Raw genomic sequence first — 23,484 nt, forward strand, 5'->3', positions numbered from 1 at the left:
ATGAGCAAACAGGGAGTAGTCGTACGTCATCTGACGTCCTTGTTACTGGTTAGTGCAGTGTTAAATTGTCGCGCCGAAGATTATTTATACGATTTATCTCTTGAGGATTTACTACAACTTACGATTACGTCGGCGTCAAAAGTGTCTGATGTGGTGCGCGACGTCCCCGCGTCCGTCACTATTATTACGCGCGATGATATTAGCCTTATGGGCTATGCCTCGCTCGAAGAGCTGTTGATGAATGTGCCGGGCTTTTATCACATAGACACCTATGAGGATTTTCAGGTGGGTGTGCGAGGCACGGTTGGCGGCTCATTAGCCTTTTTGATTAATGGTGTTCAACAACATCCCACTCGTATTAAAACCTTAACGGTACCTAACCGTTCTCGTAGTAACTTACCTATCCAAGCCATAGATCGCATTGAAATTATTCGTGGCCCTTCTTCTGTTATCTATGGCAACAATGCTTTTCTTGGCAGTATCAATATTATTACTAACGATAAACAGCAGGGTACGACCGCCTCGGTAAGCATTGGTGAAAATGGATATTCTTCAGGTTATCTGCGTGTTTTACAAGAATCGGATCGTGGCTATTCTGTACTGAATATTGGCGCCAGCCGAACAAAGGGTATTGGCGGCAACCTCAACGAAGTTATGAGTGAGGAGCAATTAAACCGTGAGTTGATGAGCCCCGAAATGTATCAACGTTTAGACGGGACATTGGAGCAGGAGACCTTTAGTGCCGAAATGAGCGGCCGGCTGGACACGCTGGAATACGGGTTTCGTTATTCGGATATGCATTATGGCTTTTACGCGCTATTTCCAGGTTTTGAGGATGGCAGCAAAATTGATCTAACCAGTTGGGTGGGACATGTAGGGTATGAGCTAAGTTTGAGTGACGCCTACAAAGTGAATATTTCGGGTGTTGCCAGCAATGAAAAGTATTTTGTTGACCCCGATTTTATTATTCCCAGTATTCGCGGGTATCAAAACCAGAACAGTAACCGCATAGAGCTGGAAGGGTTGTTATCTTATGACGCGTCTGAACAGCTGAAGTGGCTGATAGGTGTAAACTATCGACAAATGCGACATGTACAGAACAATGGAGATTTTTTTGAAATTGGTTATTTTAACCTAGCCGAAACCGAGAGCATTGTTAATCTCGCGGCGTTTTCCAATGTAACTTACAAAGTGTCAGAACGTTGGGAGTTGACGGGTGGCTATCGGCATGCCTACGTAGGTGATTATGACGCAATATTCACTGCACTAGATGAGGGTGGCGAAACACTAAACGAACCGTTTAGCGTGGATAGACGCAATGATGAAGCGGTTAAATTGGCGAGCAATTGGCGTTTTACCGATCAAGATGCAGTCAAGGTCATTTATAGTACGGCCACGCAAGATAATAGTTCGATTGAGCTGCTTGAGCCCGAACAAATGAAAACGTATGAGCTCAATTATTTGCATACAGGCAAGAAGAACACCGTATCGGTCTCGCTTTTTGACAATGATATTCGTAATGTTAGGCGCCGTGTAGTGAGGTATAACGGGGATCAAGTAGAGGATGTACTGGATAACCAATCGCACTGGCAAACCAAAGGCGTCGAAGCGATTATAACAACGCGTCCTACGCGCAACCTCATGGCTGAAGTCAGTGGCGTTTATCAAACGAGTAAAGACCTGATCGCACCAGGTGCAACGGTAGGTTATTCACCACAGAGCCAAATGAAGTTTAAGTTGGGTTACGGGGTTGATGCTTGGCGCTACAGCACTTCGTTAGTGTATGTGAGTGATATGCACTCTACTTTTGGGATCGATTACCGAGAAGAGAACCCCGATGATCAGATTCAGTATTTAGGTAGCCCTGTGGATAGCTACCTGCTGGTGAATGCGAATATTCGCTATCAGCGTGAGAGTAAGCCTTGGTTTGTCAATATGCATGGTTTTAATCTTACGGACAGTGATATTCGTTACCCAGCCAATGAACTGGCTGATTTTGAATACGGTGCCTTTGGGCCAGGTTGTCAGATTGTCCTAACATTTGGTATCGACTTATAGCCTTTCTCTTTTATAGTCTCCAGGCGCGCTTCCCAGCCGATATTTCGGCTGTGAGCATTGTTAAATTGCCTTCATTTTGCGCTTATTTATCCCTGTTACGGTTTCGTATGATCGCCTATTAAAGCGGCCATCCGGTCTACATCTGGCATGCGACGGTCCCTTAATAGGGCTTATTATCATTATCCCCTAAATTAAGAAGCGAATCTTTGCTCTACCTATAGCAGGGCAGTATTGCGTATAAATGAACTTAATTATACGTGTTTATTGCTGTGAGGAAGTAGTAATCACTAACTTTTAGGTGCGTTGTGGAGACGCCATTGTCGTGCCTGTCGTCCAATTCAGACTTCAGACTGATTGTCTTTACGTATAATTGGGATCAAAATTATTGCTATTGCCGGTATTTAAACGTTTAAATACCGGTAGCGTCGCTTAGCTAGGTGTTTAGCTACGCCATGTAGCTAGGTCAATATAATAATAACGGTGAGAAACCGCATAGGTTTGTTGAGGGGTCGTCCATTGGATAGTGTTCTCTTTAATTTTCACGATATCGTTTTAATCGCAACCATTTTTCTGTGTGCCTTACTGGCGATTATTCTCTTCGATAAACGAAAGGGCCGTGGTTTAGGTAACATTTTTCTAATTGCCTTTTTTATTGCCAGTGCGCTGGTACCCATCGATACCCTGATTAATTTTGGTGCGGCCTTTCGTGGGTGGGCGATTGAGCACTTACCGGATTGGTTTTATATCTTTGACGTGGGTTTTTGGCTGCAAGGGCCGTTATTGCTGTGGTACATACGGTCGATAATCTACAAAAATTATCGGCTACGATTTGTTGATACTTTCTATTTGTTACCTTTTCTGCTGGTTATTATGCATCAGCTGTTGGCCTACCATATTCTTCCTTCAGATGTGAAAGCCGATATTCAGCGCGAATACAATTTAGGGTCTGAAACAACCATTATCTTTTTTATCACGCTGTCGCGCGAATTATTGCGTCTTTACTTTGGCGTTTTGTGCGTTGTAGAAATTCGGTATTACCTGAGCCAGATATCGCCCGACACAATACTTCGATATAAAACCGAGATTGCTTGGTTTAATGCCGGTTTGGTTGGTTTAGTGGGGTTGTGGGGCTGGGCCTGTGCAATAGCGGTAGCGCTCATTGTGAACGTGGAGTTACACACAGGCTTACCCGTGAATCAAATGGGTTTAATGGCGAATTACGGAACGCTGTTTCTAATGGCGGGTTTTGTCGTTGTATTGAGCCGGTACGGTCTATCCGTTACGGGTATTGTGCCCATGTTTGAACGCTCGCTAGTGAGCCCTGTAGTGGGGGGAGAACAACAAGGCATAGAGAGTGAAGAAAAATTAGAAACAGTGGTTAATGAAGTGGCGGCCCCGCCAATCAACCCTGTATATATTGAGCGTTTGGAGGAGTTGATTAGAGTACGAAAAATTTATTTGGAACCGTCGTTAACATTAGAAGTGCTGGCAAACGAAGTGGCAGTTTCACCGCGAACGCTGTCGACCATTTTAAATAAGCATTACGGGTATAATTTTTTTGAATATATTAATACGTATCGTATTGAAGAGGCGAAAAAACTGTTAGTGAGTGATGAATATCAAAATGCCACTATGCTCGATATTATGTACAAAGTGGGGTTTAAAAGTAAGGCTACGTTTAATAATTTTTTTAAGAAGATGGAAGCCATGACACCTAGAGAGTTTAAGAAAAACAATGCGGTAAAAGAATAATCGATAATAGAGCATTACGCTATTAGGGTTAAAATATGGCGGCCAAGTGGCCGCCATATTGTTGTGCGTTTACTTCCAGATTAAAAAAGAAGAGGGCGCAATTTTTTTGTGTAATATTTCAATGTTGTCTCCTGAAAGAGACATTGTACGTAAGCTGTAAACCCTCTCGCCAAGCGCCTCTGAATAGAGGTAGGCAATTTGATTGCCGCTAGGTGAAAATGTGGGGTTTTTAAACAGATGGTTACCTTGGCTGAGTTGCGTAGTGCCTTTATCAATAGTGTGGTGAAACAGCTGCATGCCGCCTTCATACACTTTCTTGTGTGTTTCTTCGTTGTAGTAAAACTTATAATCTACCAGTGCCGAAAATAATAGCGATTGACTGTTGGCTGCCCAACTTATGCCGTCTTGAGCGTGAGCGCCGGCTGGAGAAAGCGATTTATCATGGCCGGTTTTTATATTAAATAAACGAAGCTGACGACTTCCACGGAAATTAGGGTTGCGTCCATAAGCAATATACTCGCCATTAGGCGAAAATTTTGCGTATGCAACGTGCTTCATAAACGGATCATCGTCATTGGGTTCATATACCGTGGACGGTGCTTTTAATGGCAGGGAAACGAGGTGTTGAACACGCTTGGACTCAACGTGAAGTAAGCTGAGATACGACATCTCATCTTCAGAATGCCCTATCGCAATAGTGGTGCTGTCGGGCGACCAGTGATAGTGGTGAATTTTTTTGCTCACCATTAAGGTTTCCGCTTCGCTTTCAGGTGTGGCTTTTCGCAATAGCTCCGTTTTGCCGTTTCGGGTTAGCAAATAGGTTATGGCGTTACCCGCAGGATCAAACTGTGGGGAGGCTTCGGTTTCGGGGTGATTAATAATTTGTAAGGGTTTAGCGGCTGTTTGACCGGGCTCTATAGAAGCTGCAGAGTCTGCGGGCAATAAAAACACATTCAGTCGTTCGGTATGTTTTTTGAGGTCGACTTTAAAGTTGTCTTTACGGTTTGAGAGAAACACGATGTCGCCGTTGGGTGAAATATCCATACTGAGGTCGCGCCAGTGGCTGTCGTCGGTATGCTTGGTTAACACCTTATTATCATCTAATGAGTGGATATTGACCGACGGGCCAATTGTTTTAACGGCAAAATATAATCGTGCGGGTTGTGTTGTGGGTTCAGAGCAGGCGGCAATGACGATGCTTGCGCAAGTGGCAACCGCCACTTTAATAAATACATTGCTTGCTCTGTGATGGGCTCTTAAAATCTTCATTGGTTGAACGTCCTTCGCAGATTTTTATTGTTGTTTTGGGTAAATGATACCGGCTTGCAGGTGAATTGCCAGCGAGGATTAAGCACTTTCGATATCCTGCAATAAAAAAGGCCACGATGTTAAGTCGTGGCCCTTGGGTGCGGTCATTTTAGCGCAGGTTATGCGCTAAAACACGGTGTGATCTTAGAGAGCTGGGTAAGCATTCTCAACTAAGGTCTGGAAGGCTTCTGGGAACCAACGGCCAGCGTGTGGTGCGTTGTCCATAGCGCCAGTCATAATGCCGGAACCTTCGTCTGCGTAACGGTTTTCAGCACCTGGGTCACACATGGGGTCGTGCTGTTTATTTGGATCGTTAGGATCAATTTCAAAGTTAGGATCACTTACGCCATCCGACTCACCTTGAGGTTTAATCCAAACATAAGCATCAACCCCGGATTGAGGCGCGGCTTGTGGGCGGAAACCAACACCACCAGATTGGTTACACCAGTTTCCTCTATGCTGGCGGCGATCGACTCGTGATTCGTTTACATAGGTTTCTAAATCATCACTTGATGATGCGCCTGATGGACGAGCAGCGCCACCCCAGCCATTGCGGCCAGTATCAATTAGCATACCCAAGGAATTGGGGAATCCGTTGTTGATCATGGATGAACGCCAATCTTGGACAAAACTTAACTCATCTAAGTAACTATTAAACTCGTAGAAGTCTGAAGACTTAATTTGTCCACCGCCAACTTGGAGGTCTGGGTTAGATAAGTAAGGTTCTGTAACAGGCGTGTAGTTTGCGGAGTTACTCGCGAACCCGGAGATGCTATTAACACCGTTATTGGTGCCCTTTACGGCATTCCCTATAAGAGTGATTGCTTCGGAGAAGTTGTCACTCCAACCTAGCCAGCCTGAGTGAGCGATATCCACATAGGAATATACATTTGGAATTTCACTCAAAACGTTTAGTGCATGCTGAATACCGTCGACGTATCCACCGGCGCCATTCGCTTCGTTACAATCGGCTTCGTCGAGGTTGGTCACTAAGTTGGGTAGTGAGTCCACTTCAATAATCGCGATGATACGAATATTGTTGTAGGCAGGGTCGCTTAGGATTTCAGCGATAGGTGCAATGTACTCATCTTGATAACGCTGGAAGCCACCGTCGGCGATGCGCAATTCTCCGTTTGAGGCGAGTGCGGCACAGTCACGGTTAGGTAAGTCGTACACGACAAACATAAAGAGATTTGCGCCTTGGGCGAGGGTCTCGTCCAAGTGCTCACGTAAACCCATGCCGTCGCCATCAGCTGGCCCTTCGATAGCGCCGATACGGTCCATCCATACCGCGGTGTTGTAGCCGGATATAGAAGAACCGTTTGATTCACCGTTGGCTTTTGCGGCCCAAACAGGGTCTACATACCACGTTGCGCCCACGAACGGGTTGTCTAAGCCCGTCGCATCACCGGTGTTAGGTGTGGAGCTACTACTTGAGCTTGATGTGGAGCTTGTAGACGAGCTTGTAGACGAGCTTGTAGACGAGCTTGTAGACGAGCTTGTAGACGAGCTTGTAGACGAGCTTGTAGACGAACTTGTAGACGAACTTGTAGACGAACTTGTAGACGAGCTTGTAGATGAACTGCTAGCGCAATCCGAAACAACACCACCTGCGGTGCCGTCTTGGCCTTCACACGTTGTTCGCCCAATACAGCTAGAGCCATCTTCCCAGCCCCAACCGCTGTCTTGGTTGTTACATAGCGGCCAAGTGCCATCGCCATACCAGTTACAGGCTTCGTCACATTGCCCTGTGCTTGAGGATGAGGAACTAGTGCTGCTGGACGAAGAGCTGCTCGAGGATGAGCTACTGCTCGAAGAGCTGCTAGGGGTTGGTGTGGGTGTAGGAGTAGGAGTCGGTGTTGGCGTGGGTGTAGGGGTTGGTGTCGCGGTGGGAGTAGAGCCGCCATCGCCTACACAGCTAGGCTGCGAAAGATTACCGTTAGAGCTACCCTGAAAACCGAAGCTTGCAGATTGCCCGTCACCTAAGCTGCCATTCCAGCCAATGTTTGTTGCGGTCACTGAATTGCCAGAGCTATTTAAATTGGCATTCCAGCTATTGGTAACTTGTGGTGATGTGCCAAAGTCTAAGTCAACTGACCAACTGCTAACACTTGAGCCAGAGTTGGTGACGGTTACGTTGGCTTGGTAACCGCTATTCCATTGGTTCCAATAGGACACTTCACAGGTTATTGCGGCGAAGGCCGACGGCGCTAAGCTAAAGGCAAGCGCCGCGCCGGCCAGGCGCAAGGGTTTGAACAGGTTGTTGATTTTCATTGTTGTTCCTCTGAGGATTTTTATTGTGATTTTTTCGCAAAACATGATGCCCGTTATTATTGTTTGGAAGATGGGCTTTTATTAATGGGTGGCGATGACGGTTAAGGTGGTTTCGTGTCGCCGGGGTGATGGATTCACCTTTTGGGTGGTGTCATCAAAAAGGAAATAATAAAAAAAATATTTATGTCGTTTATTGTTATGTTGCCATTTCTACGTTTGTACTAGTGTAGACGGTGTTAACTGGGTTGAAATAAAAATTGTTAAAAACGCAAACAATTAAACAGTTGATGTGTGAATTGGTTATCTTTAGGTGTGACACCGCCGAATATGTTAACTGCTTTTGCATAATCTAATAGGGATTGCGGCGTCAATAATTGATTAATTATTGTTGGATATTTACATCTGTTATTCAGGCGAGCGTTTTTATGCGGATGTGAAATTAGATGGGGTTTTTCTGGAGGATAAAGTCGAGAGGTATATAAGGGTTGTTAGCGTTGGCAACAAAAAAAGCCGCGATCATTTCTGATCGCGGCTTCTATTTTTACACCTTAGCAACGCTAAGTTGAAGTAGGAAACTTACAATTCTGGGTAAGCGTTCTGAATGAAGGTTTCGAATGCTTCTGGGAACCAACGGCCAGCGTGTGGAGCGTTGCCCATTGCGCCTGTGCCGAGTGAATCATCAGAAGTGTTGTTCGAACCAGGGTCACACATAGGATCGTGTTGCTTGTTAGGATCGTTAGGATCGATTTCGAAGTTAGGATCACTTACGCCATCTGACTCACCTTGTGGCTTAACCCAAACGTATGCATCAACGCCTGCTGCAGGAGCAGCTTGTGGGAAGAAGCCTACACCACCGGGCTGGTTACACCAGTTACCACGGTGCTCACGACGGTCGATACGACTTTCGTTTACATAGGTTTCAAGATCAGAGCTAGAAGATTCGCCAGTAGGACGGTTTGGACCACCCCAACCGTTACGACCAGTATCAATCAACATACCGATAGTTGAAGGGAAACCTTTGCTGATCATAGCGTCGCGCCATGCTTGAACAAACATTAACTCTTCTAGGTACTGAGTCCACTCGTAGAAGTCAGCTGAACGTACGGGATTGCCACCAACCTGAAGATCAGGATCTGGCATGTACGGTTCGGTTACAGGCGTGTAGTTTGCAGAGTTAGAAGCAAAACCAGCAATGCTGTCTGCGCCCTTGTCTGTTTCTAAAATAGCATCGCCAATCAAAGCAACGGCTTCAGAGAAGTTGTCACTCCAACCTAACCAGCCTGAGTGTGCAATATCAACGTAAGAGTATACGTTAGGGATTTTGCCAAGCTCGTTAAGAGCGTGTTGGATACCGTCTACGTAACCGCCTTCGCCGTTCGCTTCTTGACAATCAGCTTCGTCTAAGTTGGTTACCAAGTTAGGTAATGAATCCACTTCGATTACAGCAACAATACGAAGAGCAGCATACTTTTGGTCACCAAGAATAGCGGTAATACCAGCGATGTATTCGTCTTGGTAACGAGCAAAACCACCGTCAGCGATGCGAAGTTCGCCGTTAGAAGCTAAGGCCGCACAGTCACGGTTTGGAAGGTCATAAACAACAAACTGGAACAAGTTAGCGTTCTGAGCTAAAGCTTCGTCCAGGTGATCACGTAAACCCATGCCATCACCGTCTTCTGGGCCAGCAATTGCGCCGATACGATCCATCCAAACGAAAGTACTTTCGCCAGAGATCTTGCTGCCGCCAGTCTCGCCAGCTGCTTTAGCAGACCAGATTGGATCAACATACCACTTGGCACCCACAAATGGGTTGTCTAGGCCAACAGACTCGCCCGCATCAGGGTTTGGTGTTGGAGTAGCCGTTGGAACAGGAGTCGGTGTTGGCTCTGTTGTAGGAGTAGGCTGGCCTGTAGGAGTAGGCTGGCCAGTAGGCGTTGGCTCTGCAGTGGGAGCAGGTGTTGCCGTTGGCGTGGTGCCACAATCAGAGACTACGCCACCGTTGCCGCCGTTTTGGCTTTCACAGGTAGAGCGACCGATACAGCTTGTATTGTTTTCCCAGCCCCAGCCATCACTGTTAGCACAGATAGGGTAAGTGCTTTCGCTGTACCACTGACAAACCTCTTCACACTGACCTGGATCAGTCGTTGGCTCAGTAGTTGGTACTGGCGTTGGTACTGGCGTTGGTGTTGGCTCAGTAGTTGGTACTGGCGTTGGTGTTGGCTCAGTAGTTGGTACTGGCGTTGGTGTTGGTTCAGTAGTTGGTACTGGCGTTGGTGTTGGCTCAGTAGTTGGTACTGGCGTTGGTGTTGGCTCAGCAGTTGGTACTGGTGTAGCCGTAGGCTGAGAACCGTTGCTACCTACACATGTTGGTGTTTCGAAGCTGCCGTTGGAGCTGCCCTGAAAACCAAAGCTAGTAGAACCGCCGTTAGCATTAAGGTTACCGTTCCAGCCGGAATCGGTAGCGGTTACAGTGTTGCCAGAAGTGCTTAAAGAAACATTCCAGCTATTGGTTACTTGTGGTGCGTTAGCAAACTCAAGTGTAATTTCCCAATCGGAAACACTGCTGCTGTCGTTGTTAGTAACGTCTACATTCAACTGGTAGCCTGAGCCCCAGCTGTTTACGTAAGAAACTTCACAGTCAACGGCGTTGGCACTAGCGGCCAAAGTCGTTAACGCTATACCGGCTACGCTGGCTTTGAGCCAGTGGCCGATGCCCCCATTAAAAGTATCCATTCTCGAGCGAGATGGACGATTTTTCAGAATATTCATTTTTATTGTCCTCTGATTTTTATTAGTGCCTACATAGGAAAGGCGTGTTTTACAGCTGTTACAACAAGTTGCTGCCGCTGAAAAAGTGATCAAACATGATTCAAACGGCGCGCACATCCCTGTGCGCAAGGGGCTATAAGCCCCCAAAAAAATCCTTAGTTAATAATGTTATTGCCACATGCATCTCGAGAAATACAGGTTTGGTTGTTTTCATTGCCCCAACCAGATGTTGTATTTGCACAAATGCTTACCTGCCATCCGTACCAGTTACACATGCTGCCTGTAGGCTCTGACGTTGGCGCAGGAGTGGCGGTAGGTGCCGGAGTTGCAGTAGGTGCTGGTGTAGGTGTAGCCGTTGGTGCGGGAGTTGGCGTTGCTGTTGGCACAGGTGTTGGCGTTGCCGTTGGTGCGGGCGTAGCCGTAGGTGCGGGCGTAGCGGTAGGAGCTGGAGTAGGTGTCGCTGTTGGAGCAGGTGTTGCCGTTGGCGTGGTGCCACAATCAGAGACTACACCACCGTTCCCACCGTTTTGGCTTTCACAGGTAGTACGTCCAATACAGCTCTGGCTATCTTCCCAGCCCCAACCGCTTTCCTGGTTGTTACAGACGGGGTAAAGGCTTTCGCTATACCACTGGCATTGCTCATCACAGTTGCCTGTGGAGCTGCTGCTAGAGCTAGAGCTAGATGAGCTGCTGCTAGAGCTAGAAGAGCTAGAGGAACTGCTAGAAGAGCTAGACGAACTGCTAGAAGAGCTAGACGAACTGGAAACGTTACCAATGGTTGTTCCCCAGTTGGCAATAAGATCTTTAACGAAGCGACCTGAATCGGTTAAATCTGAATTGCTCCAGTTGCTTACCGGTGCGCCAGTTTGAACTAAAGAAGAACCTTCGGCTTTATCGCTCACAGTCCAGTTGAGGTGCGAGATGTTGTTTTGCTTCAGGAAGTTCATCCAAGTGTTGGTTTCATTTGCAGCTACAGCGCCGTCGCCGTCAGCATTAACCGTGCCCCACTCAGTAACAAGCAATGGGATACCGTTGTTTAGCGCGGTTTGCGCCTTGTTTCGGTAGCTCTCGCCATGCGTACCTGCGTAAAAGTGCAAAGTGTAGGCTACATTAGGATCGTTAATGGGATCATTTGATGCTGCATCAACATCTTGAGACCAGTTAGGGGTTCCCACAACAATTAGGTTGTCTGGGTCGATTGCGCGAATGGCAGAGATTACGGCTTCAGCGTAAGGCTTGATAGTACCACTCCAAGAAACACTTAACGGCTCATTGTAAATCTCATAGATTACGTGGTTATTGTTACCATAAAGAGAGGCCATTTCAGTAAAGAAGCTAATGGCTTCAGATTGAAGGTTCTCAGCGTGATGACTATGGAAATCGATTAGTACGTAAATGTCGTTCGCAATCGCGGCGTCGACAACAGTGCGTACACGTTGCACATTACCTTCTGGGTCTTCGATGTAGCTTCCGTCTTCATCTGCGCCCATAGCGGCTCGAACCATAGTCGCTTTAAAATCATCTTTTAACCATTTAACAGTATCGGCATTGTAGAAACGTTCTTGTCCCCACCCTGTGTTACTCCAGAAAAAACTGTTTCCTGCGAAGCTTTTCGCTACGCCACCGCTGAGAATTTGATTCCCGCTCACAGTTAAAGGTGGAACATCGGCGATTGCAGTTGTGGTTGAGAATACCGCAGCGGCAGCTGTGGCAAGCAAGCTTTTCATTTTCGTGCTCATCATAGTGAGAGTCCCATTACTTATTAAAGTTATTTTGATTGGGTTAGAGCGCCATTTGCTTTTAAACACAGAGGCTTAAAAGTCGAAGCAGCACGCATTTTATGGGATGTGAAATTTGATTAAAAGGCTTGAAATTTATGGAATTAGTTTTCCAATTTTATTTGGGAGGCCCATTTTTTTAACGAGTATTAATATGATTTTATATTGGCGGTTTTACCGGTAATGCGGCTACAAAGACGTTTTCTTCTTATAAAAGCGTTAGAAAAAATGAGCGAATTTATTAGTGAATAATGTGATGAGGTACCAGCAAAGTACTAAAGCGTAAAAATAACAGACAGAATTGAGAATAAAGTCTGGAGACTATTGCCCAGCCTTAATATTAAATGGTTGGTTTTGTTGAGTTGGGAGGGCTGTTGTAGTACTTGTTTGTCATGCCTTCGATGGCTTTAGTTTTAGAGGTCGCTTACTCCAATACAACCGTATTTGAGGGTCTTAAAGTTGTCGTTTGCGTAATGTTTAACTTAATTTGCAGAAATAAGAACTAATCTGCCTTAGTTCAATAGGGCATATTGACCCTGACGCCATTTATTCTTAGGCATAAAAAAACTAAAAATAAATTGTCCATGTCGTCACTCTAAAAATTTTAGTAGAACCTTTTAATGTGTTTTGTTTTACTGTTGGTGGGTCAATGGTATGGGTTTCGTTGTGTTAATGTGTTTTTTACGTCAAAGCATGAATGTTGAAACTTAACTTTGGCATTAATTTTATCGAGGATTTTTGTGCCATTTGGTGTTGGAGAGCCGACAAAAATACAGGTAACCCGTTGTGCGATTTACGGAGAAAAGGTCGTGTAAACGACGCGCGTTTTACACGACCTTTTAACGCTATGTTAGGGCGCGGAACAGGACGGTGAATTGATATTTCCGTTTGAGCTTCCCTGAAAACCGAAGCTTGCTGAACTACCTGCGCCTAAACCACCGTTCCAGCTTATGTTGGAGGCCGTGACGATATTGCCGCTGGTCGCTAAATCGGCATTCCAGCTATTGGTAACTTGCGGAGATGTACCAAAGTCCAACTCGATCGTCCAGTTGGCAATGCTTGAAGTACCGTTGTTGGTAACGGATACATTCATTTGGTAGCCAGAGCTCCACTGATTTAAGTAGGTGACTTCACAGGTAACACCATCATTGCTAGCGCTGCTTGAAGAGCTAGAGGATGAACTAGAAGAAGAGCTTGAGGAAGAGCTACTAGAGGAACTAGAGGAGCTAGAGGAACTAGAGGAACTAGAGGAGCTAGAGGAAGAGCTGCTAGACGAGCTAGCTGGGCAATCGGAAACGACGCCACCTTCTGTTCCACCTTGACCTTCACAGGTCGTGCGCCCAATACAGCTTCCACCGTTTTCCCACCCCCATCCACTGTCTTGATTGTTACACAGAGGCCAAGACCCGTCGCCGTACCATTGACAGGCCTCATCACAATTCGCGTTGCTTGATGAGCTGCTACTGGCGCTAGAAGTACTCGAGCTGCTAGATGAACTAGAGCTACTACTAGACGAGCTGCTAGAACTACTGGATGAACTGCTCGAACTGCCAATATCTATCGTTGTTCCCCAGTTAGCCACAATGTTTTTAACTAAACGGCCTGCTGCGGTTAGGTCTGAATCATTCCAATTGCTCACAGCCGAGCCGGTTTGCACAATTGAAGAGCCTTCGGCCTTGTCGCTCACGGCCCAGTTCAAGTGGGAAATATTGTTTTGACGTAAAAAACTCATCCAATCGTTGGTGTTGCTTTCGTTGGGTGAGCCATCGCCGTCAGCATTCACCGCACCCCATTCAGTTACAAATAGGGCAATGCCGTTATTAAGGGCTGTTTGAGCTTTACTGCGATAAGAAGCGCCGTGAGTGCCTGCATAGAAGTGCAGTGCGTACGCGATGTTGCTGTAGCTTGTAATGGGATCGTTTGACGCAGCATCGACGTCTTGTGACCAGGAAGGCGTACCTACAACAATCAAGTTGTCTGGGTCTATTGCTCTAATTTCTGCAATAACGGCTTCGGCATAAGGTTTTACGGTGCCGCTCCAGGATACTTGCAATGGTTCGTTATATATTTCGTATATAACGTGATTATTTTGGCCGTAACTTTGTGCCATCTCCCTAAAAAACTCAATCGATTGCTGCTGCAAATCTTCTGCATGATGCGAGTGGAAATCGATAAGTACGTAAATATCTTCCGCAATGGCGGCTTCTACAACCGTGCGAATACGGCTGAGGTTTCCGGATGGGTCTTCGCTATAGCTTCCTTCACCGTCGGCGCCCAGAGCAGCTCTCACAATTGTTGCGTTCCAGTCATTTTTAAGCCAACGCACCGTATCGGCATTATAAAAACGTTCTTGTCCCCATTCTGTATTGCTCCAAAAAAAACTATTGCCGGCAAAACTTTTCGCTTGGCCACCGCTGAGTATCTGATTGCCACTAACGGTGAGTGGCGGTACGTCGGCTAGTGCGGCCGGAGCCGACAACGTAGCGACGAGAGCGGCGGTTGTCATTAGGTTGAGTAGATTTTTTATTTTCATAGTTGGAGTTCCATATCGTTATTTTTTTAATGTTTTTGAGTGTTTCGAAAATTGAAAAAATTAAGGCGTACAGCATCGAAAAGTTTAGGACACGCAAAGTCCTGGGAGAAGAAAACTTTTATATGGTTTTACTTTTCTCGAGTCGCGTGTAATTAACATTCGCTATTTGCAGCGCGGGAATGGCGCGTGAATTTGTACCTTGTTTCGATTGGATATGGGCTGGCAGTTTTATTATAGGGAATTAAATAAACGTTTAATTAACGTATTAATTTAAGTAGGGTATTTGTTGTGTCGGATGTTGTGTGTGGTTTTTTTAGTGTCGCGAAGCATTTGCAATAGACTTGGGTAGCCGCATATTTTATTGCCGTAAACAAAAAAGGGCCTTGTCGATAACGAGAAGGCCCTTTGCGGTTGTTTCGCTACAACACGATAATATTATTTGTTATTGCACGATATTGTTACCGCAGGCTGCACGAGAAATGCACGTTTGATTATTTTCGTTGCCCCAGCCGGAATCGGTATTGTCACAGATAGAGACTTGCCAGCCATACCAGTTACATATTCCACCGGAAGGCGCCGTTGTTGGCGTTGGCTCCGGCGTTGGTATCGGGGTCGGTTCTGCAGTTGGTATGGGGGTTGGCTCCGAGGTTGGTGTTGGTGTTGGTGTTGGTGTTGGAGTGGGAGTGGGAGTGGGAGTTGGCTCCGGGGTTGGTGTTGGAGTGGGTTCAGGCTCGCCGTCGCAGATTTGTACGATACCGCCGTTACTCGACTGGCCTTCACAGGTTTCAATACCAATACAGCTTTGGTTGTTTTCATAGCCCCAGCCACTGGTTTGGTTTTCACACAGTGGGCGTGGGTCGTCTTGGTACCATTTACACATTTCGGTACATACGTCAGTGCCTGGAGTAGGTTCAGCCGTTGGGGTGGGTTCTACTGTTGGTGTTGGTGTTGGTGTTGGCTCCGCCGTTGGAGTAGGCTCTGGGCTTGGTGGAAGGCTAGGTTCGCCGGAGGGGGCTGGCGTTGGGTTTGGGTTAGATCCGGTGAAAGAAGAATCGGCACAGGTCCATGTTGAGCCGTTGTCACCTGTTAAGGTGTAGTAGGCCGGTTGTACCGCAGGGCCACTGTCTTTGGTGACTTGGTAGTCAATGGTGACGGTGTTACCGGGTGCCAAGATGCCATTAAAATGGTCAGTGTCTAAACGAATGGTGACTGAGTTGCCGTCTTCTGTAAAACTGGTGGCATTGTAGCCTCCGTTAAGATTTTCAGCTTCGCCAATGAGGAAGTTTAAGTCATAACCCTCAAAGGTAATATTGTGTCCGGCATTATTGTTAAGGTTCAACTGTAGATGTGAGCCGGTATCCCATTCATCGTATCGCACGAACTCCACCCTGCAAGCTGGGAGACCGTCTACACCGCCACCGGTCGCTACGATCATAGTGGCTGTTGCGGTTGCGGACTCTACAGATTCATTGTCAGTGAGGGTATATTCAAAGGTATCAATACCTGAAAATGCGGAGTTTGGGCTATAGGTAGCACTAATACCGTTGGTGCTAACGGCACCGTTTTGAGGGGCGGTAATAATGGTCGCGCTCACGAGTTCACCGTCGATATCGCTTCCTAGCAAATCAAAAGTGGTGTCGGTGTCGCGCAAAGTCGTGTGATTGAACGATATCGCTTGCGGCGGGAAAACAGCACCAGTACCGCCGGTAAAACAAGTACAGGTTTGGGCTGTCGCACGAATGCCGTGCTCGCTGTTAATGAGGAGGTCACCCCACGTTGAAAGGTTGCCCACATCATAGTCGATTGTAATATCGAGAGATTCTACACCGCCGCTATTGCCTGACCATGACCAGCCAAGGTAGCCTAAATCGTATAGGTCGGTTAATTCCAAAATAGAGGCTTCGTCAACGTCTTCGTCTTGATGGTCGGCACCAAATTCACCCACTACAATAGGGAGTTTGTGATCGTATACAAATGTACGCAGGTAACTGTCGATAACATTACGGTTGTTATAGATTTGGTACATGTGAACACTAAACACAACATTTGCGAGCGGGTCTGCGGCGAACACTTCGGGTGCACGCTCGAGCATGGTGTTTTCCCAGTCTTGTCCCCAGTTGGGGGCATCTACCATAAGGGTATGAGTAAAACCGGCTTCACGTAAACGCTGTATCGCGTCGATGTGATCGTTAACCCAGTCGTCTCCAGTTACACCGCTGTTACCGTATGGTTCGTTAGCGATATTGATGATAACGGTATCCTCTTCGCCTTTAAGGGCGCCTTGGATATCGATCCAGTAGTCAACGCCGGTCGACAGATGCACTGCACCCGATTTTTCGGGGTAGCCAGTAGAGTCGTGCACTTCCACAATCGATACCATTTGCAGTTCTTTCATTTGAGCAATAATGCCCGCAACGGTTTCTTCTGAATCGCGCCCCCAATCCTCTTCGTGTAGGCCTGTACTTAGTACTATGCGTACGGAGTTAGAGCCAACACTTGCTATATCGATGAGTGCTTGTTCGGTGGTGTCTTCGTACCATGTGTGGGCGTGGTTTACACCGCGCATAATAAAAGGTTTGTCGTAGTTATCGAACAGTAATCCGTCTTTGACATAAAAGCCGTCAACGGCCATGGCAGAGCTCGCGAAAAGGGAGGCTGTGGCAAGTGCAGTAGATAAGCACCATTGCCGAATTTTTCCCGTACGCGAGGAGTTTTTAGATTTGTTCATTGTTATTCCTCAATTATTTTTATTGTGTGTTGTTGATCTATTATTTTGATGTGAAATTTAAATTGAGTATCGGTTACATTCTTGTGCGGTTTTATGGTTTTTAAGCAATGAAATGCCTTATTAAAAAACAGTAAGAATGTTGTACGAAAGCGTGATTAATTGACACTGTATGAAGGCTTCTGTTTTAGCAGACGGCTTCATACAGAGAGCCTCTAGCAACCTTGAAGTAAGGGTGTGCTAGAGGAGGATGCTAGAGCTTATTGAACGACGTTGTCGCCACAGGCTGCACGCGAGATACACGTTTGATTGTTTTCATTCCCCCAGCCAGAACTGGTGTTGGAGCAAATGGCCACTTGCCAGCCGTACCAGTTACACATACTACCTGTTGGCTCAGCAGTGGGTGCTGGCGTAGGCGTAGGTGCTGCGGTGGGCGTGGGAGCCGTGGTGGGGGTGGGCGTTGGTGCAGTTGTGGGCGTTGGTGTTGGAGCTGCGGTGGGTGTAGGTGTTGGAGCTGCGGTGGGTGTAGGTGCAGCAGTAGGCGTGGGTGTTGGTGCTGCCGTTGGTTCTGGTGTAGGACCGTCGCATACGCTTACCACGCCGCCGCTACCGTTTTGGCTGTTACAGGTGTCAATGCCAATACAGCTTTGGTTGTTTTCATAACCCCAGCCGCTCTCTTGATTATTGCAAAGAGGGCGGGGGTCATCCTGATACCACTTACACTGGTCGCTACAGGTGCCGGTGCCGGGCGTAGGCACAGGTGTTGCAGTGGGAGTGGTTGTAGGTGTTGGTGTAACGCTAGGTGCTGATGTAGGTGTAGGTGTAGGTGTAGGTACTGGGGTTGTAGAGGGCTCTGCTGTGGGCGCCGGAGTAGGAGTTGGTTCGCTACCTCCGCTGGGCTCTTGCCCCCAAACTAGGCCTTCTGGGCCATAGGCAGGAATTTTAGGGGCATCAATACCATAGGTTGCATCCACAGTGCCGCTATACGCAGCGTCATAAGAAGGGTCGTTACTATTGTCCCACTCTACGCCGGTTGCTGAATCGGGCAAAGCCACACGGAATTGAACTTCGCGGCGATGTTCTGATTGGCCACCAGGGAATATCACGTCGTCACCAAATAAAACTTCGACGTAATAAATAGTGCCATTCCATTGGTTTAGTGCCGAGATGTTCGACGCTTGATTGTAACCAGAGCTAACGGTTAGGTCTTCTAGTCCGTAGCCGGCATCAAACACTTCGCTTAAATCATAGAAATAGCGAATGGATAGATCGTCTCGTCCTTTTGCGGGAGTGGTGCTGTGGTTTTGAATTACAGCTTTTATTTCAACGTATTGACTGCTTGAAGAATTAACTTTAGCGCCGACTAAGTATTCCACTGTTTCGGGTTCTGCTGGTGGAAAGTTGGATAGCGGAGCGCCGCCATACTGGCTATATAATGCGGCCAATGCGCTAGTGAAACCTGAGTTGTAATCAGTGGCAACTTCGTTTTCAACGTAATCGTCTCTATCTTCAACGTAGCCTGTGTCGGCATTGGGGCCACCCACTAGGGCACCGTAGAGTATATGGCGTTGTTGCTCAGGAACACTGCTGGTATCTGCCCAAGAACCGTGGGAACCGCGGTGGTGAACATTGGTGGGGTAATTGTTTCCAAAACCCACCACGTAACTTTGGTTGGCGGGGTTGTCGCCAAGAATGTGGTCTATTTGGTATTTGCCAAAACTGTGATAGCGGTCGTGGAGAGGGTGGCTTGTGCCGAGGCTTTCGGCATAAAAGAGCGCCAAATAGGCCGCGTTTGCAGCGTATCGGTTAACGCCCCAAGTATCTACGAGAATTAAACCTGCGCCAGTACGATTACCGTCGCCGATACTCCAGTGATCTAAATAGCGCTGTGCATCTTCGTGGTAATTATCGTCACCCACGAGCGCCGCCATTAACACGTAAACGCCATAGGCTTTGTCGTTCCAGCCTTGTGACCACGTGTACACCGGTGTTTCGGATTGGTTTTCTGTACCCATTTGAACGTAATAATCGCGCGCTTTTGTTAGGTATCTATCGTTGCCAGTCGCACGCCATAGCCAAATCGCGGCCCATGCCATTTCATCCCAATAAACGCCATCGGTTGAACTGTAAAAACTGGATGCGTCTGAAATACAAAGCGAGTAGGCGTTGTCTTTTCCGGTTGTGCCGGTGGTTGATTCGGCAAAGTTAAAGAGTGATTCGGCGTGAGAAACGAGCGTAGCGGCATAGGCGGCATCATTGGATGAAAAGACCATAGACGATGATGCCATTGCGGCGGCTGTTTCGGCAGCGAGATCTGGGCCGGGGCAGCTCGAGTCGATTTTCATTGATACGCGTGATTCGGGGATTTTATGGTGTAAAACTTCTGCTGGCCCCCAAAAAGTATGATCGTCTCCGCCTACACCGACTTGGCCGTAAAATTCGTTTGCGGAAGGGTGAGCATTAATAAAATAATCATTTACAAAACGTAGGTTATTTAAGAGGTGTTCCTGCTGGTTTGAATCTTGGTAGGCGCCCGTATAGTCGACGCCCCCCCAGGCAACCATAGTGACGGTTGCGGCCATTGGGAAACCAAATTTAACGTGGTCGCCAGCATCAAACCAGCCACCGCGTAAATCTAAGCCTACATCGGCGCCATCATCGGGCACAGAATCGCCACGCCACGCGACACGGTTCCATTCTGGCAGCGGGCCGGCTTGCTGGGCCTCGTAAAAATAAAGAGATTTTTGTAATGCTTCACCATAGGCGAAGTTCGATTGAGCACTGGCGCCGCTGCTGGCAAATGCCAGCGCCGCTACGCTAGTTGCGAGCCATATTTTTTTTATCATTGTTGGTCTCCACACAAGTTAGGTTTTAAGCGCATACAGTTACAGCACGGCTACGGCAGTCGCTCTTATTTTCTCTCGACAGCACCTAAACATAAAAATTAGAAATATGGGGGGGCACCCGTGCAGGACGTTGCTGGGTACAAAAAAGTGATATTGATTTCGTTAAGTTGAAGGCCCCAATGGCCAAATTTTTATTTTTGTTTTGATGCGGACGATATTTAACGCTTCTGGCTATCGCTTCGTCCAGACTTAGGTCAAAAAAACAAACTATGAAATTTTATTTATGTTTACGGGCTAACTTGTGGCCTAAAGAGTGGTGTATATGAATGGTACTTTTGTGCGGCATACAGTGTGTTGAGTGTGGTTAATGCCTTTGATGGTTTGATGCGAGCGCGTACGTTGTAAAAATTAGGCATAAGCGGGGGCTTAACGTGAAGGCGGTTAATGCTGTTGTCGGTCATTAGGCTGGCAGGAGATGGAATAAAAAAAAGGGGCCCATAAGGGCCCCAATATCATGTTTGCGAAAAACCACTCCAGCCTCAGAGAAAGATGGGTAGCCTTCACAGGAGGGAGTATACCTAATTGGCGTCATTAGCAGGTAAAACATGAGGTGCCACTCCTGAATTATTGGCGCCATAGGTTGACTTTTTAGTGATTTTGGCGACGATTAATATGATATTTATGCCGAATGGCGTGAGGGTGCGTTGACGTTGGAGCGCAAAAAAATATTCACGCGTCGAAGAGTTGTTTTTGGCGAGCAAAAGGTATTATACATATTATGTAAGCTGGCGCTGGGTGTGCGGCCGTGCGCCTGCATATTGCATTGAACAAAACCTGCTGGCTAGCATCGATCATAGAATGAAATGTGCGGTTGCTAGCCAGTGGTTGATAACAACAGTGTTCTGCATCAACGCCTTAAGCTTAAAAGGTAAGTGCTTCAGGTTTGTCTAGGTCGTTCACAACTCGCCAATTTCCGCCACCAGTAATCACCTTATTGCTCCAAAGTGAAAGGCGGTTTAAGTAGTCTTGCGGGTTTTGGTTGTCTGCTCGAAGCTTAGTAACGTTGAGCGCTTGCACAGTAAACCCTTTTAAATTTAAGTCGAAGTCACGTACGTAATCTTTAGGGAGTTCTTCTTTTAAATCGGAGTAGATCATAATGGTTTTACTCCCGACATTCGCTTCGTTTAGATATTCGACTCCTTGCAGTAAACCGCCCGAAATATCGGTGTAGGCACTGCTTTGAACCGTGCCAACAAAGCGCTCTATTTGGGTTGCGAATGTCCGTTTTTGTTTATTCGCAACAGATGGACGTGCATCTAACACCACCTTTGCAATAATGTCTTTTTCACTAAAACTACCGCTATCAATACGAGCAACGGCGAAGGTATCGCCGGGTTCCAGTATCGCTAACATAAAATTGATGAGTTGCTGTGCCTTGGTTAACTCTTGGGTATAGGTGCCAGAGGTGTCTAGTAGTAAGTAAACACCGCGGGCATAGTTTGTGGGTGGTGTATCGCTGCAAGCCGTGAGCCCGAATATTGAGGTGAACACCAACCTGATAAAGAGGGTTTTAATGTTGTGGAATAGAATAGTCATTCTGACGGCCTTATTAGTTAATGCGGTTTCCGGCTTACTTTTCGGTGACCGTGTTTAAACGAGCTTTCGATGGTGTTTCCAGTGATTGGCGAATAAGTGCTTCACACCATAAAGGCGCCGCTATTAGAAGGTCATACAAACTGATCACGATTTTTCCAATGTGCCTAACCATGGCCGCTGTTATGCGCATAATCACAGCGGTTACCGTTAAGGCTAACTCCAGTACGCTACCGAAAACGCTTCGACCCGTTTGGAGTAAATACTCTAGCGGTATGGCAACCATCGTGAGAGCGAGCGGTAGAATAAACCCGAGTGTCATGTTGGCTGCGAGTGGTATCCACTCGTTAATGTTCGTATCTGTGAGTGGGGTAGTGGCGGTTACGCCGGCAAGTGAGGCACGCAAATCGGCGAGATCTCCCGCTATTTGATCCCGCATAAAGGCCAGCGCCGATTCAGTTGACGCTAAAACAATAAGTACAATTGCGGCGGCAATCATAATGGTGCGTCTTATGCGGTCATCCATAGCGCCAATTAATGGGAATAGTGACGTTATGCGCAGGCTTTCCAATAGAAATATACCGGCAGTCATTTCTAAGCAAATAATGACAAGCGCGGCTAAATCGGCCACCTTAACCCCCGCGACTCGTTGCACCGAGCCAACCATTTCTGACATGGGTAATGCTATCAGGTGAAAGTTGAAAAACGCGCCGCCAATGGCAATAGTTATGACCAATGCCGCGATAATAAACTGGGTAATAGAGGATGCTTTAAGGGCGCGTTCCGCTTTGTCTCTACCGGCGACAATGTCATTAAAGCGAATCATTTGATGATCAATATTATGGCTTCGTGTGACGATTTCTTTAAGGCGTTCGCCCACTTCGTCAACGCTATAAGCCAGTTTTCGCCAATAGGGCGTCATACTTTTTAGCGCGTTGTGGCGAGTGAATGATTCTTTTCGGTAAGCTGCAAGCGTTTCTTTATGCTGTTGTTCAGCGGAGGCGTGAATTTGCTCTAAAACTTTCCCGCCAATGGTTGCTGCTTTTTCCCCGTTTTTAAGTTTTGCTATGGCGTCGACGGCTTCTACCCAATCAGGCCCCGCTAATGGTACTTCACGGCTTCGTTCGTAATCGTCTTGTATACGCGCGACTTGCGCTTGCATTTGGCGTTGTAACTGTGGGTAGCCACCAAGATCACGTTGGACAAATTTATTCACTTCAAAAAACTCTTTTTCAAGGTCTCGTTCGGCTTGCTCTCTCCCTTGGGCGAGCAATACCTCTCTGTTTCGATGATATAAGCGAATGCGGGCGGCTTGCAGTGCTTTTGCTGCGAGCCTAAGGCCACTGTATAAACTGTTGAATGAGCCATTTAGCGCACGATGAGCTGCGTTACGGGCAATGTAGAGGACGAGTGTCCCCCCAATAAAGAGTATTGCGAATTCACCCCAACTATTGAGGGTGAAAGGAGTCTCGAAGATCATAGTACGTACCACCTTGATTGGGTGAAATGTAAGGGTATGTTGGCTGCGAATGTTAGTATTCGCGGTAGTTGTGCTTACTTTATCAACGTAGAGGTGGTGCGAGAGGGCGTTGTTCACGTTTTCGTGGTGATCAATTCTGTCCAAATATGGCGAAATATGGCAGCGCTAACTATTTGATTTTAATAAGAAAAAAAATGTGAACTTATCGCTGTGTTACGGTCAAAGTTTGAGCTAGTAAGGGTGTGCGCATTGGATCAGACGCTTTACAAGTCCACCCTTTACTCAAGCGGCGATAACTAGTACCTTGGTCGCCCTGATTTTTCGGTCTTTAAGGCCTAATTATCACAACGATCAATAAGAAAGAAAGA

11 protein-coding genes are annotated in these 23,484 nt (G+C 47.0%); 2 read left to right on the forward strand and 9 right to left on the reverse strand.

The window, feature by feature from the left end:
- Nucleotides 1-2,058, forward strand: a complete 2,058-nt coding sequence (locus tag H5647_RS10595) for a TonB-dependent receptor plug domain-containing protein (protein WP_052692006.1) — start codon at nucleotides 1-3, stop codon at nucleotides 2,056-2,058.
- Nucleotides 2,059-2,574: 516 nt separating this feature from the next.
- Entirely contained in the window at nucleotides 2,575-3,810 is a 1,236-nt protein-coding gene (locus tag H5647_RS10600) for a helix-turn-helix domain-containing protein (protein ID WP_045858453.1), read from the forward strand.
- A gap of 69 nt (nucleotides 3,811-3,879) precedes the next feature.
- Here the strand turns inward: H5647_RS10600 and H5647_RS10605 are convergent, their stop codons facing one another.
- From H5647_RS10605 to H5647_RS10645, 9 genes are all read right to left on the reverse strand, one after another.
- Nucleotides 3,880-5,079, reverse strand: a complete 1,200-nt coding sequence (locus tag H5647_RS10605; protein ID WP_045858455.1) for a hypothetical protein — start codon at nucleotides 5,077-5,079, stop codon at nucleotides 3,880-3,882.
- A 183-nt stretch (nucleotides 5,080-5,262) separates the two neighbouring features.
- A complete protein-coding gene (locus H5647_RS10610; protein ID WP_082087026.1) occupies nucleotides 5,263-7,392 on the reverse strand; it encodes a glycoside hydrolase family 6 protein in 2,130 nt (709 codons plus the stop codon).
- 576 nt (nucleotides 7,393-7,968) lie between these two features.
- Nucleotides 7,969-10,161: a glycoside hydrolase family 6 protein gene (locus H5647_RS10615; RefSeq protein ID WP_236074867.1), complete on the reverse strand. Its 2,193-nt coding sequence runs from the start codon at nucleotides 10,159-10,161 to the stop codon at nucleotides 7,969-7,971.
- Nucleotides 10,162-10,316: 155 nt separating this feature from the next.
- Nucleotides 10,317-11,903, reverse strand: coding sequence for a cellulase family glycosylhydrolase (locus H5647_RS10620; RefSeq protein ID WP_052692010.1), 1,587 nt, complete (start codon nucleotides 11,901-11,903; stop codon nucleotides 10,317-10,319).
- Between the two features lie 886 nt (nucleotides 11,904-12,789).
- Nucleotides 12,790-14,472 (reverse strand): cellulase family glycosylhydrolase, encoded by a 1,683-nt coding sequence (locus H5647_RS10625; protein WP_052692012.1) that lies wholly within the window; start codon nucleotides 14,470-14,472, stop codon nucleotides 12,790-12,792.
- Nucleotides 14,473-14,914: 442 nt separating this feature from the next.
- The gene (locus H5647_RS10630) at nucleotides 14,915-17,200 is read right to left on the reverse strand and encodes a cellulase family glycosylhydrolase (RefSeq protein WP_121495367.1); all 2,286 of its coding nucleotides are present in this window, start codon (nucleotides 17,198-17,200) and stop codon (nucleotides 14,915-14,917) included.
- 257 nt (nucleotides 17,201-17,457) lie between these two features.
- Nucleotides 17,458-20,043, reverse strand: coding sequence for a glycoside hydrolase family 9 protein (locus H5647_RS10635; RefSeq protein WP_045858458.1), 2,586 nt, complete (start codon nucleotides 20,041-20,043; stop codon nucleotides 17,458-17,460).
- Nucleotides 20,044-20,964: 921 nt separating this feature from the next.
- Nucleotides 20,965-21,639, reverse strand: coding sequence for a VWA domain-containing protein (locus tag H5647_RS10640; protein WP_236074868.1), 675 nt, complete (start codon nucleotides 21,637-21,639; stop codon nucleotides 20,965-20,967).
- A gap of 34 nt (nucleotides 21,640-21,673) precedes the next feature.
- Nucleotides 21,674-23,116, reverse strand: a complete 1,443-nt coding sequence (locus tag H5647_RS10645; RefSeq protein ID WP_045858459.1) for a hypothetical protein — start codon at nucleotides 23,114-23,116, stop codon at nucleotides 21,674-21,676.
- Nucleotides 23,117-23,484: the final 368 nt, after the last annotated feature.

Origin of the sequence: Teredinibacter purpureus (assembly GCF_014217335.1) — a bacterium.
Classification (GTDB): Bacteria; Pseudomonadota; Gammaproteobacteria; order Pseudomonadales; family Cellvibrionaceae; genus Teredinibacter; species Teredinibacter purpureus.

Coding starts and splice junctions, on each gene's coding strand:
- H5647_RS10645 (WP_045858459.1), bottom strand. CDS start 23,116: ATGATCTTCGAGACTCCTTTCACCCTCAATAGTTGGGGTGAATTCGCA.
- H5647_RS10630 (WP_121495367.1), bottom strand. CDS start 17,200: ATGAACAAATCTAAAAACTCCTCGCGTACGGGAAAAATTCGGCAATGG.
- H5647_RS10605 (WP_045858455.1), bottom strand. CDS start 5,079: ATGAAGATTTTAAGAGCCCATCACAGAGCAAGCAATGTATTTATTAAA.
- H5647_RS10615 (WP_236074867.1), bottom strand. CDS start 10,161: ATGAATATTCTGAAAAATCGTCCATCTCGCTCGAGAATGGATACTTTT.
- H5647_RS10635 (WP_045858458.1), bottom strand. CDS start 20,043: ATGATAAAAAAAATATGGCTCGCAACTAGCGTAGCGGCGCTGGCATTT.
- H5647_RS10610 (WP_082087026.1), bottom strand. CDS start 7,392: ATGAAAATCAACAACCTGTTCAAACCCTTGCGCCTGGCCGGCGCGGCG.
- H5647_RS10640 (WP_236074868.1), bottom strand. CDS start 21,639: ATGACTATTCTATTCCACAACATTAAAACCCTCTTTATCAGGTTGGTG.
- H5647_RS10625 (WP_052692012.1), bottom strand. CDS start 14,472: ATGAAAATAAAAAATCTACTCAACCTAATGACAACCGCCGCTCTCGTC.
- H5647_RS10595 (WP_052692006.1), top strand. CDS start 1: ATGAGCAAACAGGGAGTAGTCGTACGTCATCTGACGTCCTTGTTACTG.
- H5647_RS10620 (WP_052692010.1), bottom strand. CDS start 11,903: ATGATGAGCACGAAAATGAAAAGCTTGCTTGCCACAGCTGCCGCTGCG.